At 71.3% G+C, this 15,356-nt stretch carries 15 protein-coding genes and 1 riboswitch; of the genes, 11 read left to right on the top strand and 4 right to left on the bottom strand.

What is annotated here, in order from left to right; all coding sequences use genetic code 11:
* Nucleotides 1-45 precede the first annotated feature (45 nt).
* Nucleotides 46-594 (bottom strand): HutD/Ves family protein, encoded by a 549-nt coding sequence (locus tag IE069_RS09595; RefSeq protein WP_189349910.1) that lies wholly within the window; start codon nt 592-594, stop codon nt 46-48.
* Between the two features lie 74 nt (nt 595-668).
* Here IE069_RS09595 and tpx point away from each other — a divergent pair, with 74 nt between their 5' ends.
* Nucleotides 669-1,166, top strand: coding sequence for a thiol peroxidase (gene tpx / locus IE069_RS09590; protein ID WP_189349909.1), 498 nt, complete (start codon nt 669-671; stop codon nt 1,164-1,166).
* Nucleotides 1,167-1,392: 226 nt separating this feature from the next.
* Here the strand turns inward: tpx and IE069_RS09585 are convergent, their stop codons facing one another.
* Nucleotides 1,393-2,316 (bottom strand): phosphotransferase family protein, encoded by a 924-nt coding sequence (locus IE069_RS09585; RefSeq protein WP_189349908.1) that lies wholly within the window; start codon nt 2,314-2,316, stop codon nt 1,393-1,395.
* Nucleotides 2,317-2,328: 12 nt separating this feature from the next.
* On the opposite strand from IE069_RS09585, the gene IE069_RS09580 reads away from it, so the two are divergent.
* Nucleotides 2,329-3,174 carry a CPBP family intramembrane glutamic endopeptidase gene (locus IE069_RS09580; RefSeq protein ID WP_189349907.1) on the top strand — a complete coding sequence of 282 codons (846 nt, stop codon included), beginning with the start codon at nt 2,329-2,331 and terminating at the stop codon, nt 3,172-3,174.
* Nucleotides 3,175-3,256: 82 nt separating this feature from the next.
* On the opposite strand, the gene IE069_RS09575 is transcribed toward IE069_RS09580, so the two are convergent.
* On the bottom strand, nt 3,257-3,904 hold the full coding sequence (locus IE069_RS09575; protein ID WP_189349906.1) for a VOC family protein: 648 nt from the start codon (nt 3,902-3,904) through the stop codon (nt 3,257-3,259).
* A 144-nt stretch (nt 3,905-4,048) separates the two neighbouring features.
* Nucleotides 4,049-4,164: riboswitch (SAM riboswitch) on the top strand.
* Nucleotides 4,165-4,233: 69 nt separating this feature from the next.
* Here IE069_RS09575 and IE069_RS09570 point away from each other — a divergent pair.
* The 3 genes from IE069_RS09570 (at nt 4,234) to IE069_RS09560 (ending at nt 7,615) form a co-directional block, all read left to right on the top strand.
* Entirely contained in the window at nt 4,234-5,583 is a 1,350-nt protein-coding gene (locus IE069_RS09570) for a bifunctional o-acetylhomoserine/o-acetylserine sulfhydrylase (protein ID WP_189349905.1), read from the top strand.
* A 165-nt stretch (nt 5,584-5,748) separates the two neighbouring features.
* Nucleotides 5,749-6,900 carry a homoserine O-acetyltransferase MetX gene (gene metX / locus IE069_RS09565; protein WP_189350040.1) on the top strand — a complete coding sequence of 384 codons (1,152 nt, stop codon included), beginning with the start codon at nt 5,749-5,751 and terminating at the stop codon, nt 6,898-6,900.
* A gap of 61 nt (nt 6,901-6,961) precedes the next feature.
* On the top strand, nt 6,962-7,615 hold the full coding sequence (locus IE069_RS09560) for an alpha/beta hydrolase (RefSeq protein WP_189349904.1): 654 nt from the start codon (nt 6,962-6,964) through the stop codon (nt 7,613-7,615).
* A gap of 16 nt (nt 7,616-7,631) precedes the next feature.
* Here the strand turns inward: IE069_RS09560 and IE069_RS09555 are convergent, their stop codons facing one another.
* The gene (locus IE069_RS09555; RefSeq protein ID WP_189349903.1) at nt 7,632-7,865 is read right to left on the bottom strand and encodes an RNA-binding S4 domain-containing protein; all 234 of its coding nucleotides are present in this window, start codon (nt 7,863-7,865) and stop codon (nt 7,632-7,634) included.
* Between the two features lie 83 nt (nt 7,866-7,948).
* Between IE069_RS09555 and IE069_RS09550 the strand changes: the two genes are divergently transcribed.
* The 6 genes from IE069_RS09550 to IE069_RS09525 all read left to right on the top strand — a co-directional run bounded on the left by IE069_RS09550 (nt 7,949) and on the right by IE069_RS09525 (nt 15,336).
* On the top strand, nt 7,949-8,929 hold the full coding sequence (locus IE069_RS09550; protein ID WP_189349902.1) for a DMT family transporter: 981 nt from the start codon (nt 7,949-7,951) through the stop codon (nt 8,927-8,929).
* Between the two features lie 91 nt (nt 8,930-9,020).
* On the top strand, nt 9,021-10,406 hold the full coding sequence (locus tag IE069_RS09545; RefSeq protein ID WP_189349901.1) for a glycine--tRNA ligase: 1,386 nt from the start codon (nt 9,021-9,023) through the stop codon (nt 10,404-10,406).
* 2 nt (nt 10,407-10,408) lie between these two features.
* Nucleotides 10,409-11,341 carry a GNAT family N-acetyltransferase gene (locus IE069_RS09540; protein ID WP_229791058.1) on the top strand — a complete coding sequence of 311 codons (933 nt, stop codon included), beginning with the start codon at nt 10,409-10,411 and terminating at the stop codon, nt 11,339-11,341.
* A 20-nt stretch (nt 11,342-11,361) separates the two neighbouring features.
* Entirely contained in the window at nt 11,362-12,741 is a 1,380-nt protein-coding gene (locus tag IE069_RS09535; protein WP_189349900.1) for a YibE/F family protein, read from the top strand.
* 146 nt (nt 12,742-12,887) lie between these two features.
* A complete protein-coding gene (gene dusB, locus IE069_RS09530) occupies nt 12,888-14,027 on the top strand; it encodes a tRNA dihydrouridine synthase DusB (protein ID WP_229791072.1) in 1,140 nt (379 codons plus the stop codon).
* Between the two features lie 10 nt (nt 14,028-14,037).
* The gene (locus IE069_RS09525) at nt 14,038-15,336 is read left to right on the top strand and encodes a deoxyguanosinetriphosphate triphosphohydrolase (protein ID WP_189350034.1); all 1,299 of its coding nucleotides are present in this window, start codon (nt 14,038-14,040) and stop codon (nt 15,334-15,336) included.
* Nucleotides 15,337-15,356 lie beyond the last annotated feature (20 nt).

The following is a 15,356-nucleotide window of genomic DNA, read 5'->3' as shown; positions in this document are numbered from 1 at the left end:
GAGGTCCCCGGCCGGGCCCCGACTGTCCTGCGTCCTCCCGGCGTCCTAGGCGTCCTGGAAGGTCACGACGGCGAAGAACCCGCGCCCGGCGACCGCCGTGTCCGCGGACGCGGAGCCCACGACGACGTCGAGCTCGGCGAGGGTCTGCTCGCCGTCGGCCGCGGTCAGGTGGCCGTGGCCGGAGAGCAGCATGCCGTACTGGCCGTCGACGAGCGGCAGCGGCCGCTTCTTGGAGAGCTCGAGGATGAGCACGAACACCTCGGCGCCGGCCCCGGCGAAAGCGTTGAGGGCGACCACCGGACCGGTGGGCAGGGCCGCGGAGGTGGCTGCGCCGCCGTCGTACGTGAACGGGCGGTACTGCTCCAGGGCGTGCTCGCGGCCGTCGACCTCGAGCAGCAGCAGCTCGCCCTCGACGACGGTCTGGACCCGGGTGAAGCCGTCGAAGGAGGAGAACTCGCCCGGTTGGTCGACGAGCGCGAGGCTCAACCGGCGGTTGTCGCCGGCGAGGATCTCGCGGGTCTTGCCCCGGCCGTTGCGCCAGGCGGAGACGGGGAGATCGGCGGTGCGGATGATGTGCTCTGCTGACTCGGCCATCCTCCCAGCCTACGGCCTGTGTCACACAGCGGCGCCGTTGGCCCCGCTCGGAGCGCGCGTGGTAGACATGAGCCATGGCTACCATCACCCTCCAAGGCTCCGAAATCCAGACCGTCGGCGAGCTCCCCGCAGTGGGCTCCGCCGCTCCCGAATTCACGCTGACCGGCACGGACCTGTCCGACGTGAAGTCCTCCGACTTCGCCGGCAAGCGCGTGGTCCTGAACATCTTCCCGAGCGTCGACACCGGAACCTGCGCCGCCAGCGTCCGCGAGTTCAACAAGCGCGCCGCCGAGCTGGAGAACACCGTCGTCCTCTGCGTCTCCGCCGACCTGCCGTTCGCCCAGGCCCGCTTCTGCGGCGCCGAGGGCATCGAGAACGTCGTGGCCGGCTCGACCTTCCGTTCCACCTTCGGCGACGACTACGGCGTGGAGTTCGAGACCGGCCCGCTGACCGGGCTCAAGTCGCGCTCCGTCGTGGTCCTCGACGCCGACCACAAGGTCGTCTACACGGAGCAGGTCGCCGAGACCACCGAGGAGCCGAACTACGAGTCGGCCATCGCCGCGCTCTCCTGATCCCGCACGCCGCCGGCGACCGCCTTGTTGACGGCGGCCCCGCGCTCGGCGCTCCACGAGGGGCCCGCACTTCCGGACGCCGGGAGGCGGGCCTCTCGTTGTGTGTCGGAGCGACAAGACGGTGCCCATCCCGTGCCGCGAACCGGATGACCGTCAGAATAGTGGTCTTCAACCGCTGAATACGCTCTGTTTTTGCCAGTCATCGCTGCGGCGCGCAGGCTCGGCTTCAGATCGCGGCGGCCGCATCCTCCAGGCGCGGGGCGGCCTGGCGCACCAGCTTCGGCCAGTCCGGGGCGTCGGTGCGCAGCGTCGCGTTGTAGACGACCTCGAGCCGCATCGCGCCGTCCCAGACGCGAGCCCGCCGCGCCTCGTCGGCGTCGCGCGCCAGCGCGCCGACCAGATCCCGCCCGTGCCACGCCGCCAGGTAGGCCACGTTGAGAGCGGGATCCCAGGCCGCGGCGAGGTCCCAGTCGAGGATCCCGGAGATTCGGCCGCCGACCCAGTGCACGTTGTGCCCGGCCAGGTCCCCGTGCACGAGCGAGGCGGGCACGTCGTCGAACTCCCGCAGCGCCGCGAGCACGCGTGCGGCGTCCACGACCGCCGCGGCACCGGTGGCCGCGTCGGGTGCGTGCCCGCCGAGGGCGTCCAGCGTCGCGGCGACCTTGGACTCGGTCCACGGGCCGCCGTACGCGAAGGGCGGCGCCAGCAGGTGCCGCAGGGGCACGATGTCCACGGCGGCCAGCGCCTCCAGGAGCTCCCGCAGCGTGGCGGCGTCGCCGGTGTGCGGCTCGTGCGCCGCGCCGTCGATGAATTCCTGCACGACGGCGGCCGGCACCACCCGGCCCGGCCCGCCGTCGTCCGGCTGCGCCCGGCGCGCGCCGTCGTCGTCCGGCCCCGTGGCGGACCAGACCCCGGTGAGGGAGCGCGGAACCGGGAACGGCAGCTGCGCCGCGAGCGCGTCGACGAGCGCCGTCCGGCGCACGAGGTCGGCGGCCTGGGCGGCGTCGCGGGCCATGCGCAGCACGGCACGGCCCTCGGCGACGAGGACGAGGTGGAACTGCCCGCCTTCGGCCACGCGTCCGCCGCGCCAATCGGGCCCGGGGTACAGGCGCTCGGCGAGGGCGATCTCACTCTCATAGGGCTCGCGCATACCATCGATCCTATGAGCCGGACAGCGAACCTCGAACCAGCACCCGTGCCCACCCGAGCCGGACGGGTGCGGCTGCGGGTCGAGATCGCCCTCGTGCTGGGCCTCTCGCTCGGCCAGTCCGCCGTCTACTCGGTGGTCAGCCTGCTCGACAAGCTCACGCGCGCCCCGCTCGGGGACCAGACCACCAGCATGAACCGCTCGCTCGCCGAGCGCCCCGGCTTCGACCTGACCTACCAGCTGCTCGACATCGTCTTCGCCCTGGTGCCGGTCGCCCTCGCGCTCTATCTCCTGTTCGCGCTCACCGGGCGCAGCCCGTTCCGGACGCTCGGGTTCGGGGTGCGGCGCCCGGGCCGCTCGGTGCCCGCCAGCATCGGGTACGACGCCGGCGTCGGCTCCGCGCTGTTCGCCGCCATCGGCGTGGGCACGCTCGGCGTCTACGCGGCCGGACGCGCACTCGGCGTGACCACCGCGATCGTTCCCGCCAACCTCGACGACCACTGGTGGACGATCCCGGTGCTGCTGCTCTCGGCCGTCAGGCACGGCGTGCTCGAGGAGGTCGTCGTGGTGGGGTTCCTGTTCCACCACCTGCGCCGGCTCGGGTGGGGACGCGGGGCGTGGGGTGCGTGGAGCATCATCGTCGCCTCCGCCCTGCTGCGCGGCAGCTACCACCTGTACCAGGGGATCGGGCCGTTCCTCGGGAACGTGGCCATGGGGCTCGTGTTCGGGTGGCTCTACCAGCGGGGGGTGGACCGCGGCCAGCCGCGCGTGATGCCGCTCGTCGTCGCGCACGCCCTTCTCGACGCCGCGGGGTTCGTCGGCTACGCGCTCTTCGGCAGCGCGATCGGCATCGGCGCCTGACCCCGGGAGGGCGCCCGGACGCAGCGGTCCCCGGCACGGACGGGCGTGCCGGGGACCGGTGGCGGCGTGGTGCGCAGCGGGCCTAGAGGATGACGAGGCCGTGCGGGGTCATGAAGGAGACCGACATGATGCCGGGGGTGCCGTTGGGCGCCTGCCAGTCGACCGTGACGTCGCCCAGCGGGGACTTCTCCGGCTGGCCCAGCCACTCGGCCACGCGGTCCTTGGAACCGGCGATCGAGATCTGGGCGATCTGGCCCTCGGGCTCCGCCAGGGCCTGCGACGGGTGCAGCTTCTCGGCCCCCTCGTCCCACTGGATCATGTAGGGGACCTGCGGGTCGGCGATCAGCCCCTTGATGCCGATCTGCTGCCACGTGAGCTCCTGGCCGTCCGGGAACTTCCGGTTGCCGGGGACGCGGTCGCGGCCGAGCCGCTGCTCGAACGGTGCGAGATCGTCGACGGCGACGACCCACCCCATCCAGCCGCCGCCGGCCTCCGAGCGGGCGCGCACGGCCTGGCCGAACGGCGCCTTGTCGCTCGCCGGGTGGTCCAGCACCTCGACAACCTCGAGGTACTGGTTGTGCTGCATCGGGAAGATAACGTTCCGGGTGCCGAACCGGGGGTGGATACCGCCCTTCACGGACTCGAGGCCCAGAGTTTCGGCGACCCGCTCGGCCGTGGCCGTCAGTCCGTCTTGTCCGCAAGCGTAAGAAACATGGTCCAACCTCATCATGTGCTCATGATGGCACTTTGTGAGATGCGTCTCGACTTAGGCTGCCCTAACTTGCAGGAGTGTTTCGCTCGAAGTCGTTTCCGCGCCCGTCGTGCGGCCGCGAAGTTGCGGAGCGGCGGCGCTTCGCCGACACTGGTGGGACAAGGTCATGAGTGCCAGCGTGAAACCCCGGTTTGCTGGCCGGCAACCCTCCACTCGCGGTGGGGTGCCCCGGGTGAAGACCTGGCCCCGCACCAACCGGTGCAGGGCAAGCGCGGGAACGCCTCCCGAAGACCAGCCCCATCACGGGCCGGGCGGGCCGACCCCATGTTCAAGAGGGGACAGTCACTGTGACCAATCCAAACGCATCCTGGTCGTTCGAAACCCGCCAGATCCACTCCGGGCAGACCCCGGACGACGCCACCGGCGCGCGGGCCCTGCCGATCTACCAGAGCACCTCCTTCGTGTTCCCGAGTGCCGAGAGCGCCGCGGCCCGCTTCGCGCTCGCCGAGCTCGAGCCGATCTACACGCGCATCGGCAACCCGACGACGGACGCCGTCGAGGCGCGCATCGCCGACCTCGAGGGCGGCGTCGGCGCGCTGCTGCTCTCCTCGGGCCAGGCCGCGACCACGTTCGCGCTCCTCAACGTCGCCGAGGCCGGGGACCACATCGTCGCCAGCCCGAGTCTCTACGGCGGCACCCAGAACCTGCTCAAGCACACGCTGAAGCGCCTCGGCATCGCGGTCACGTTCGTGGCCGACCCGGACGACCTCGAGCAGTGGCGCGGGGCCGTGCAGGAGAACACGAAGGCGTTCTTCGGCGAGGTCGTCTCGAACCCGCGCCAGGACGTCCTCGACATCGAGGGTGTCGCGCGGGTCGCCCACACGGCCGGCGTTCCGCTGCTCGTGGACAACACGCTGTCCACGCCGTACCTGATTCGCCCGCTGGAGTGGGGCGCCGACGTCGTCATCCACTCGGCGACCAAGTACCTCGGCGGCCACGGCACCGCGATCGCCGGCGTCATCGTCGACGGCGGCAGCTTCGACTACGCCCAGTACCCGGAGCGGTTCGAGACGTTCAACACCCCCGACGAGTCCTACAACGGCCTGGTGTTCGCCCGGGACCTCGGCGTCGGCAGTGCGCTCGGGGCGAACCTGGCCTACATCCTCAAGGCGCGGGTGCAGTTGCTGCGCGACCTCGGCTCCGCCGTCGCGCCGTTCAACGCGTTCCTCATCGCCCAGGGCCTGGAGACACTCAGCCTGCGCATCGAGCGCCACGTCGCCAACGCACAGACCGTGGCCGAGTGGCTCGAGGGCCGGGACGACGTCGTCAGGGTCGCGTACGCGGGCCTGGAGTCCAGCCCGTGGTTCGAGCGCGGCCGGAAGTACGGCCCGCGCGGGACCGGGGCCGTCGTCTCGTTCGAGCTGGCCGGCGGGGCGGCGGCCGGGCAGGCGTTCGTCGACGGCCTGGAACTGCATTCGCACGTGGCCAATATCGGGGACGTCCGCTCACTGGTCATCCACCCCGCCTCGACGACGCACGCCCAGCTGGGCGAGGCGGAGCAGCTCGCCGCCGGCGTCACGCCGGGCCTGGTGCGGCTGTCCGTCGGCATCGAGCACGTCGACGACATCCTGGCGGATCTCGAGTCGGGCTTCGCCGCGGCCGAGTCGGCTGTCGGCCGGCAGGCGGCGGTGTCCTGACACCGGCGGCCCGTGCCGGGCGGACCGGCACGGGCCCCGCCTCGCGGCGGACAGCAAGAACCACCCGCCCCGGCGGGCGGACGAGGAGACAAGACGAGTGGTGAAGTGAGCAGCGACGTCGACACGATCAATCAGGCCGCCGACCGGCACGGCACGGCCGGGCACCTGGAGGCCGCCGGAGCGCCGGCGGTCCCGGCGGACGGCACACTGCGGGTGCTGCGCACCGGGGAGTTCGCCTTCGAGACCGGCGGCGTGCTGCCGCGCATGGACATCGCCTACGAGACGTGGGGGACCCTCGACGAGGACGGCTCCAACGCGGTCCTGCTGCTGCACGCGCTGACGGGCGACACCCACGTCGCCCGCGGCGCGAGCGGCGAGCCGGGCTGGTGGGACGGCTTCGTCGGCCCCGGCCTGACGGTCGACACCGACAAGTACTTCGTCGTCGCCCCCGGCATGGTGGGCGGCTGCAACGGCACGACCGGGCCCGGCAGCGCCGCGCCGGACGGCCGGGCGTGGGGCTCGCGCTTCCCGTTCACGACGATCCGGGATTCGGTCCGGCTCGAGGCCCGGCTGGCCGACGCCCTGGGCGTCGACGCGTGGCACACCGTCCTCGGCGGGTCCATGGGCGGTGCCCGGGCCCTGGAGTGGGCCGTGACGTTCCCCGAGCGCGTGGGCCGGTGCGTCTCCATCGCCTCGACCGCGGCGTCGACGGCCGAGCAGATCGCCTTCGCGCAGATCCAGACGCGGGCCATCCGCCTCGACCCGGCGTTCGCCGGCGGCGACTACTACAGTGCACCGGCGAGAACGCCGGGAGAGAGAGCCGGATTCGGCGAGGGGCCCGTCGCCGGGCTGGGCATCGCGCGGCGCATGGCCCACATCACCTACCGCTCCGACGTCGAGTTCGACGCCCGGTTCGGCCGCACCGCCCAGCAGGACGAGGAGCCGCTCGGCAGCGCGTCGCTCGAGCGCGGCCGCTACCAGGTCGAGAGCTACCTCGACCACCAGGCCACGAAGCTCGTCGGCCGGTTCGACGCGAACGCCTACGTCGTCATCACCGAGGCGCTCATGAGCCACGACGTCGGCCGGGGGCGCGGGGGAGTGGACGCGGCGCTCGCCGGGCTGGACGGCGTCGAGTTCCTCATCGCCGCCGTCGACTCGGACCGGCTGTACTGGCCCGTGCAGGCCGAGGCCATGGCCTCGCGGCTGCCGAACTGCCCGCCGGTCGAGTACATCCGCACGCCGATCGGGCACGACGGCTTCCTCACCGACGTCGAGCAGCTCTCCGGGGTGCTGAAACGGACGGTCTTCACCCGGTGACGTCCGGCCACGCGAGTTCACGATTTCCCGCGGGGCCGGCCCGCGGTGGTTCAATGGGGCCATGACCAGTACATGGAACCCGGAAGTCGTGTGGAGCAGGCCAGAAGCGGAACGCGCGGGGACGCCGTTGATCGTGATGTTCCACGGATACCTCTCCCACGAGCGGGACCTGATCGGCCTCGCGCCGATGCTGCCCGAGGAGTTCACGCTCGTCTCGGTCCGGGCCCCGCACGCGCTGGGCCCGGGGTTCACCTGGTTCCCGCTGCTGCACGAACCCGACTACTCGATCGAACGCGTGACCGCAGCTGTCGACGACGTCGTCTCCTGGCTCGACACCGTCAAGGGAGCCCACACGTCGGTGACGCTGCTCGGCTTCTCGATGGGCATGGCCGTGGCGACGTCGGTGCTGCGCCGCCGCCCGGCCGACATCGAGGCGGTCGTCGGCCTCTCCGGCTTCGCGATCCCCACGCCGAGCGACTACTTCCGCGACGACGAGGTCGCCGCCGCGTCCGTCCCGCTGTTCTGGGGCCGCGGCGACGCCGACCAGATCATCACGGAGGACAAGATCGAGTTCACCAACGAGTGGGCGAACGCCAACACCAGGCTCGTCAAGATGATGTACGCGAACATGGCGCACAGCATCAACCCGACCGAGATGGGCCACGTCTGCGAGTTCCTACGCCAGAGCGTCCTGGCCGAGGCCCCGGCCCGCTGATCCGTCGGCGCCGGCCCTAGGCCGTCGTCGAGGTGACCGTGATGGTGGTCTGGTCGAGGGTGACGGCGTCGCCGTGGCGGATCTGCTTGCCGCGGCGGGTCTCCGGCTCGCCGTTGACGAGCACGTGCCCGTGCTCGATGAGCTCCTTGGCCTCGATGCCGTCCTCCACGAGGTTCGCGAGCTTCAGCAGCTGGCCCAGGCGGATCGATTCGTCGCGGATGGAAATGTTCTCAGGGTCGGTTGCCGTCATGGTTAAACAGTGTAGGGGTGCCGGATGAACGCGGTTCCGCCGGCCGCAGGGCGCCGCCAGCCCGGAAAAGAGGAAGAGGACGAATGACACCTGCCGTACGTGAAGGCGAGCACCGGACACTGCCGCTGCCGCTCGGACTCTTCCTCGCCCTCGTCGCCGGCAGCGCCATGCCGCTGCAGGGGCGCATCAACGGCGCCCTGGGCGAGGAGCTCGGCAGCGGCATCGGGGCGGCGGTCGTCTCGTTCGGCGTCGGACTGCTCGTGCTGACGGTCGTGATCCTCGTCCTGCCGGTCGGCCGCCGCGGCCTGCGCGAGATGCCCGGCCACGTCCGGGCGGGCCGGTTCCCCTGGTGGTACATGCTCGCGGGTGCGTTCGGCGCGTTCTTCGTCCTCAGCCAGGGCCTCGTCGTCACCTTCCTCGGCGTCGCGCTCTTCACGGTCGCGAATGTCGCCGGCCAGATCGGTTCGGGCCTCCTCGTGGACAGGATCGGCTTCGGGCCCGGCGGCCCGCGCCCGGTCAGCACCGCCCGGCTCGTCGGCGCCCTGCTGGCGCTCGCGGGCGTCGTGTGGGTCGTGTGGCCCACGCTCGCCGAGCGCGGGGTGGCCTTCGCCGTCGTCGGGCCGATGCTGATGCCGCTGGTCGCCGGCCTGCTGATGGGCTTCCAGCAGGCCATGAACGGCGTCCAGACCCGCCACTACGGCAACCCGCTGCCGGCGACGTTCTTCAACTTCCTGATCGGCACGATCGCCCTCGTGGCGACCTACCTCGTCATGCTGCCGTTCGCCGGGCCGGCCGGCGACCTGCCCTCCGTCTGGTGGATGTACATCGGCGGGCCGCTCGGCATCGTCTTCATCGCCGCGGGCGCGGTCCTGGTGCGCCTCCTCGGAGTCCTCGTCGTCAGCCTCGGCCTCATCGCCGGCCAGCTGCTCGGCTCCCTGGCGATCGACGCCCTCGCGCCCGTCCCCGGGTCGACGGTGAGCGCGACGACGGTCCTCGGCACGCTCGTCGCGCTGGTCGCGGTCGTCATCGCGGCCGCCCCGCGGTCGGGGTTGAAGTTCCGCTGAGGCCCCCGAGACGTGTTTCGGCTAGGGTGTAGTCGGTATTTGTCCCCCATGGCGGACCGCAACCAGCGGCCTCGCCACCAGGAGTAGATGTATGGCACCGCAGTCCAAGCTCGATCAGGTCATCTCCCTCGCCAAGCGGCGCGGCTTCGTCTTCCAAGCCGGCGAGATCTACGGCGGTTCCCGCTCCGCCTGGGACTACGGGCCCCTCGGCACCGAGCTCAAGGAGAACATCAAGCGCGAGTGGTGGCAGAACTTCGTCCGCGGCCGCGAGGACATGGTGGGACTCGACTCGTCGATCATCCTGCCCAAGGCCGTCTGGGAGGCCTCCGGCCACGTCAAGACGTTCACCGACCCGCTCGTCGAGTGCACGCAGTGCCACAAGCGCCACCGCGAGGACCACCTGATCGAGGCGTTCGTGGCCAAGAAGGGCCGCGAGCCGAAGGACGGCATGAGCGAGATCGCCTGCCCGGACTGCGGAACCAAGGGCCAGTTCACCGACCCGATGATGTTCTCCGGCCTGGTCAAGACCTTCCTCGGCCCCGTCGACAGCGAGGCCGGCCTGTACTTCATGCGCCCGGAGACCGCTCAGGGCATCTTCGTGAACTTCGCCAACGTCCTCACCGCGTCCCGCAAGAAGCCCCCGTTCGGCATCGGCCAGATCGGCAAGGCCTTCCGGAACGAGATCACCCCCGGAAACTTCATCTTCCGCACCCGCGAGTTCGAGCAGATGGAGATCGAGTTCTTCACCGCCCCTGAGGACGCGCCGACCTACTTCGACCAGTGGGTCGAGGACTGCTGGAACTGGTTCCTGGACCTCGGCATCAACCCGGAGAACATGCGCCAGTTCGACGTCCCCGAGGACGAGCGGGCGCACTACTCGGCCGGCACGATCGACTTCGAGTACCGTTTCGGCTTCCAGGGCTCGGAATGGGGCGAGCTCATGGGCGTCGCCAACCGCACCGACTTCGACCTGAACTCCCACAAGGAGGCCTCGGGCGCCGACCTCTCCTACTTCAACCAGGCCACCGGCGAACGCTACGTCCCCTACGTGATCGAGCCGTCCTTCGGCCTGACGCGTTCGATGATGGCGTTCCTCGTCGACGCCTACACCGAGGACGAGGCCCCGAATTCGAAGGGCGGCGTCGACAAGCGCACCGTGCTCAAGCTCGACCCGCGCCTGGCGCCGGTCAAGGCCGCGGTGCTCCCGCTCTCCCGTAACGAGCAGCTCTCGCCGCAGGCCCGCGAGCTCGCGGCCAAGCTGCGCAAGCACTGGAACATCGACTTCGACGACGCCGGGGCCATCGGCCGCCGCTACCGCCGCCAGGACGAGATCGGCACGCCGTTCTGCATCACGTTCGACTTCGACTCGCTCGACGACGCCGCGGTCACCATCCGCGAGCGCGACACGATGAGCCAGGAGCGCGTGGCGCTGGACCAGGTCCAGTCCTACCTCGCCGCCCGCCTGCTGGGAGCCTGAGCATGATCGAGCAGTCCGGACTGCACCACCTGACCTACCGTCCGTGGCGCGAGGGCGACGACCTGGCGCTCCTGCAGGTGTGGGGGGATCCTGCCACGCCGCAGGCCCACGTCGACCGCACGATGCTGCGGGCGAGCCACGACGACCCGTGGGCGCGCACCGTCGTCGCAGAGGACCAGGGCGTCCCGATCGCGGCCGCGACCGTGTTCGAGTCGTCGCTGCACCCGGACCGGCTCTGGTTCTACGTCGAGGTCGCCCGCGACCACCGGCGACAGGGCATCGCCACGGAGCTGCTGCGGCAGTTGCGCCGCGAGGGTGCCCCGTCCGAAGTCAGCGCCCTGAAATCCCGTTTCACGGACGAGGGGAACGACGCCGGTGCCTCGGCCGGGTTCGCCGCGTCCGTCGGCCAGTCGCAGATCATGCGCGCCCGCGCCGTCGTCATCGAGCCGGGCGGCATGAAGCTGCCCGAGTTCAGCGACGACGGGCTCACCCTCGAGGAGTCGGCCACCGGTTCCGTCGAGCTCACCCAGCTGGTCACCGCCTTCTACAACGCGGTGCACGACTGGGACCGTGCCGACATGACCCTCGGCCGCGCGCAGACCATGCTGCTCTCCGAGGCGACGGGCGCGAAGGGCTCCGTGGTCCTGCGCGACAAGCCGAAGGCCCGGGGCGGAAAGATCCTCGCGTTCGCGATCAGCTACGAGCCCGACCGGCTCGACGCCCCGGCGGACGTCCTCATCGGCTGGGACCCGGAACTCGAGAAGTCCGCCGCCGAGCAGGCCGTCTTCGGGCTGCTGTCGATGCTCGCGCACCAGTACCCGGTCAAGGTCGAGGTCGACGACGCGATGACCGCGCTCAGCGAGGTCGTCGACGGTCTCATCGCGGCCGGGCAGGCGACGGTCGTCACCACGACGCACATCGTCTCGACCGACTAGAGACTCGAAGGGGAGACACGGTGGGCCACGGGCACAGCCACGACGACGTACGCATCGCCGATCCGGCCCGCCGGCGGCGGGCCAGGGTCATCCTCTCGGCGATCCTGCTGCCGCTGGCGGTCCTCACCATTGTCGGCACGTGGTTCCTGTGGCCGAGCGGGGGAGCGGAACAGATCCAGCTCGACGACCCGTACTCGGCGGCCGCGGGGGTCGACTTCGTCTCCGGAACGGTCCGCGAGGTCGTCAACGAGACCTGTCCGTCCTCCGGGGACCTGGAGGCGGTCGGCGGCGAGGCGCAGAAGTGCGACGTCGCCTACGTCGAGCCCAACGCGGGCGGCGGCCCCGTCCCGGTCGAGGTCCCGCCCGAGATCCTGACGGCCACCGGCATCGAGCCCGGCGACAAGATCCGCTACCTCGATCTCACCGAGGCCGTCACCGGGTCGGCCGCGCCCTACATCTTCGTGGACTTCGTCCGCGCGGCGCCCATTCTGCTGCTCTCGGCGCTGTACGCCTTCGTCGTCGTGCTGGTCGCCAGGTGGCGCGGGTTCCGGGCGCTGCTCGGCCTGATCGGCGCGTACTTCGTGCTCTCCAAGTTCATGATCCCGGCGCTCGTCGAGGGCAAACCGGCCCTGCTCGTCGGCCTCGTCGGGTCCGCCCTGATCATGATCGCCGTGCTCTACTTCGCGCACGGCTTCACCGCCAGGACGACGACGGCCCTGCTGGGCACGGTCTTCGGCCTCGGGGTGACCACGCTGCTGGCGGCCTGGGCGACCGATGCCGTCCACCTCACCGGCGTCGGCGACGACGCCAAGTACACGCTCGTCAACCAGGTGCCCGAGCTCTCGCTCTCCGGGATCATCCTGTGCGGACTGCTGATCGCCGGGCTCGGCGTCCTCAACGACGTGACGATCACCCAGTCCTCCGCGGTGTGGGAGCTGGCCGAGTCCAACCCGCGCCGCTCGGCGAAGGACCTCTTCACGGCGGCGATGCGCATCGGCCGCGACCACATCGCCTCGACCGTGTACACCATCGCCTTCGCCTATGCGGGCGCCGTGCTGCCGATGCTGATCCTCGTGACGCTCTACGACCGGGCGCTGCTGGACACGTTCACCTCCGGCGAGCTGGTCGAGGAGGTCGTGCGCACGCTCGTCGGATCGATCGGCCTGGTGCTGGCGATCCCGGTCACCACCGCGATCGCGGTCGCGGTCGTCAAGGCGGTTGGCACCGGCAGCACGCCCCCGGCCCAGCCGGCAGGCGCGCCGTCCGCCCCGCGGTCGGGCGCTCCGGAGCCTCGGGACGAGCTCGCCGCCGCACTCGCGGGACCCGGGCCCGACGACGCGGAGGCGGAGCCCCGCCGCCGTGGGCGCCGCTCCATGCCGGGCGCGCAGCCGGACGCGTAGCCGCCGCCCGATTTGCACGGCCTTGCGATAATGGGTCAGTGACCGTGACAGCTTCCTCCCCTCGAAACCAGTACGACGGCGCCGCGGCCCCCGCGGCGCCGGCCTCCAGCGCGCCCGCGGGCGCCGGGTCGACCACCAGGCTCGAGCTGCCGCCGCTGCACCTCGGCAAGCTGCGCGTCGACGTGCCCGTCGTGCTCGCCCCGATGGCGGGCATCACCAACAAGGCCTTCCGCCGGCTCTGCCGCGAGTACGGCGGCGGGTTGTACGTGGCGGAGATGGTGACGAGCCGCGCCCTCGTGGAGCGCAACGACAAGTCCATGCGCATCATCTCCCACGACGAGGACGAGGACGTGCGCTCGGTCCAGCTCTACGGCGTCGACCCGAAGACCGTGGGCGCCGCGGTGCGCCTGCTCGTCGAGGAGGACCGGGCCGACCACATCGACCTGAACTTCGGCTGCCCCGTCCCCAAGGTGACGCGCAAGGGCGGCGGCTCGGCCCTGCCGTGGAAGACGGAGCTGTTCGAGTCCATCATCAAAGCGGCGACGACCGAGGCCGCCAAGGGCGACGTCCCGCTCACCATCAAGATGCGCAAGGGCGTCACCGAGGACCACCTGACATTCCTCGACGCCGGCCGCATCGCCCGCGACCACGGGGTCGCGGCCGTGACCCTGCACGGGCGGACCACGGGCCAGTTCTACTCCGGGCAGGCCGACTGGGCCGCGATCAAGGAGCTGCGCGACGCGCTTCCCGACGTACCGGTCCTCGGCAACGGCGACATCTGGACGGCCGAGGACGCGATCCGCATGGTCCGCGAGACCGGCGTCGACGGCGTCGTGATCGGCCGCGGCTGCCAGGGCCGCCCGTGGCTCTTCGGCGACCTCCAGGCGGCGTTCGAGGGGCGCGAGACGCGCTACAAGCCGACGCTGACCGAGGTGGGGGAGACCTTCTTCCGGCACGCCGAGCTGCTCATCGACTACTTCGGCAACGAGGAGCAGGCGCTGCGGGACATCCGCAAGCACGTCGCCTGGTATTTCAAGGGCTACATGGTCGGCGGCGAACTGCGCGCGGCCATGGCCACGGTCGGCACGCTCGAGCAGCTGCGCGACCTGCTGGACAGCCTCAACCCCGAGGCCGGGTACCCCGGCGCCGACGCCGAGGGCCCCCGCGGACGCGCGGGAAGCCCGAAGCGGCCCGCGCTGCCGGACGGCTGGCTGGACTCCCGCGAGCTGAACGCCGAGCACCGGGCCATGATCTCCGCGGCGGAATCGGACGTGTCCGGTGGCTGAGGGCAACGGGATGCGGGCGGTGCCCGGCTACGAGGCCTACGACCACGAGCGCTGGGTCCCCGAGCCGCCGAAGAAGTCGTACCGGACGAGCTTCGAACGCGACCGGGCGCGCGTGCTTCACTCCTCGGCCCTGCGCCGGCTGGGCGCCAAGACCCAGGTGGTGGCGCCGTACTCCGACGACTTCGTGCGCACCCGCCTCACCCACTCGCTCGAGGTCGCCCAGGTCGGGCGCGAGCTCGGAGCGACGCTCGGCTGCGATCCCGACGTCGTCGACACCGCGTGCCTCTCGCACGACCTCGGCCACCCGCCGTTCGGGCACAACGGCGAGAAGGCGCTGGACGCTCTGGCCGCCTCCATCGGCGGGTTCGAGGGCAACGCGCAGACCCTGCGCCTGCTCAGCCGCCTCGAGACGAAGACCTTCCGCCACAACGGCGGCTCGGCCGGGCTCAACCTGACGCGCGCCTCGCTCGACGCCGCCTGCAAATACCCGTGGACCCGCGCCGACGCCCCCGTCGTCAACGGCAAGCAGACCCGGAAGTTCGGCGTCTACGCCGAGGATCTGCCGATCTTCGACTGGCTGCGCTCCGGCAGCGGCGAGACCGGCGCCCGCCCCGAACCCGGCCAGAAGTGCATCGAGGCGCAGGTGATGGACCTGGCCGACGACATCTCCTACTCGGTGCACGATGTCGAGGACGCGATCGTGGCCGGTCGCTTCCAGCTGCGCTGGATCCAGGACCCGGACCACCGGGCGCGGGTGATCGAGTACACGCGCCGCTGGTACCTGCCGGGGGTCGACGACGCGACCATCAGCGCCGCCCTCGGCCGGCTCGAGGCCACCGAGGAATGGGTGCCGGCGGCCAACGGGTCGCGGCGCTCCATGGCCGCGCTGAAGGACATGACCAGCCAGTTCATCGGCCGCTTCTGCTCGGCCGCGATCGACGCCACCCGAGCCGAGTTCGGGCACGATCCGCTGACCCGGTTCAACGGCCGCCTCATCGTGCCCGAGGCGACCGACCACGAGATCGCCGCGATGAAGGGCCTGGCCACCGCCTACGTCATGACCAGCGACGAGCGGCAGCCGATCTACCAGCGGCAGCGGGAGACGCTCGGCGACCTCGTGGACCTCCTCACGGAGACCGGGGACCAGTACCTCGAGCCGATGTTCGCCGCCGACTGGCACGACGCCCGAGACGACGGCAGCCGGCTGCGCGCCGTCATCGACCAGGTGGCCTCCCTCACCGACGCCTCGGCCATCGAATGGCACCGCACCCTGGTGCAGGGCGAGCCGTTCCGCAACGAACTGTTCTAGCGGACCCGGCGCGTACGCCC

The organism is Zhihengliuella salsuginis, assembly GCF_014651715.1.
Lineage (GTDB): Bacteria > Actinomycetota > Actinomycetes > Actinomycetales > Micrococcaceae > Zhihengliuella > Zhihengliuella salsuginis.
Note: the sequence above shows the minus strand (reverse complement) of the source record. Positions and strands in the feature narration are given on the sequence as shown.

Coding starts and splice junctions, on each gene's coding strand:
- IE069_RS09585 (WP_189349908.1), bottom strand. CDS start 2,316: ATGCGCGAGCCCTATGAGAGTGAGATCGCCCTCGCCGAGCGCCTGTAC.
- IE069_RS09555 (WP_189349903.1), bottom strand. CDS start 7,865: ATGACGGCAACCGACCCTGAGAACATTTCCATCCGCGACGAATCGATC.
- IE069_RS09540 (WP_229791058.1), top strand. CDS start 10,409: ATGATCGAGCAGTCCGGACTGCACCACCTGACCTACCGTCCGTGGCGC.
- tpx (WP_189349909.1), top strand. CDS start 669: ATGGCTACCATCACCCTCCAAGGCTCCGAAATCCAGACCGTCGGCGAG.
- IE069_RS09525 (WP_189350034.1), top strand. CDS start 14,038: ATGCGGGCGGTGCCCGGCTACGAGGCCTACGACCACGAGCGCTGGGTC.
- IE069_RS09595 (WP_189349910.1), bottom strand. CDS start 594: ATGGCCGAGTCAGCAGAGCACATCATCCGCACCGCCGATCTCCCCGTC.
- IE069_RS09550 (WP_189349902.1), top strand. CDS start 7,949: ATGACACCTGCCGTACGTGAAGGCGAGCACCGGACACTGCCGCTGCCG.
- IE069_RS09575 (WP_189349906.1), bottom strand. CDS start 3,904: ATGATGAGGTTGGACCATGTTTCTTACGCTTGCGGACAAGACGGACTG.
- IE069_RS09560 (WP_189349904.1), top strand. CDS start 6,962: ATGACCAGTACATGGAACCCGGAAGTCGTGTGGAGCAGGCCAGAAGCG.
- IE069_RS09545 (WP_189349901.1), top strand. CDS start 9,021: ATGGCACCGCAGTCCAAGCTCGATCAGGTCATCTCCCTCGCCAAGCGG.
- IE069_RS09580 (WP_189349907.1), top strand. CDS start 2,329: ATGAGCCGGACAGCGAACCTCGAACCAGCACCCGTGCCCACCCGAGCC.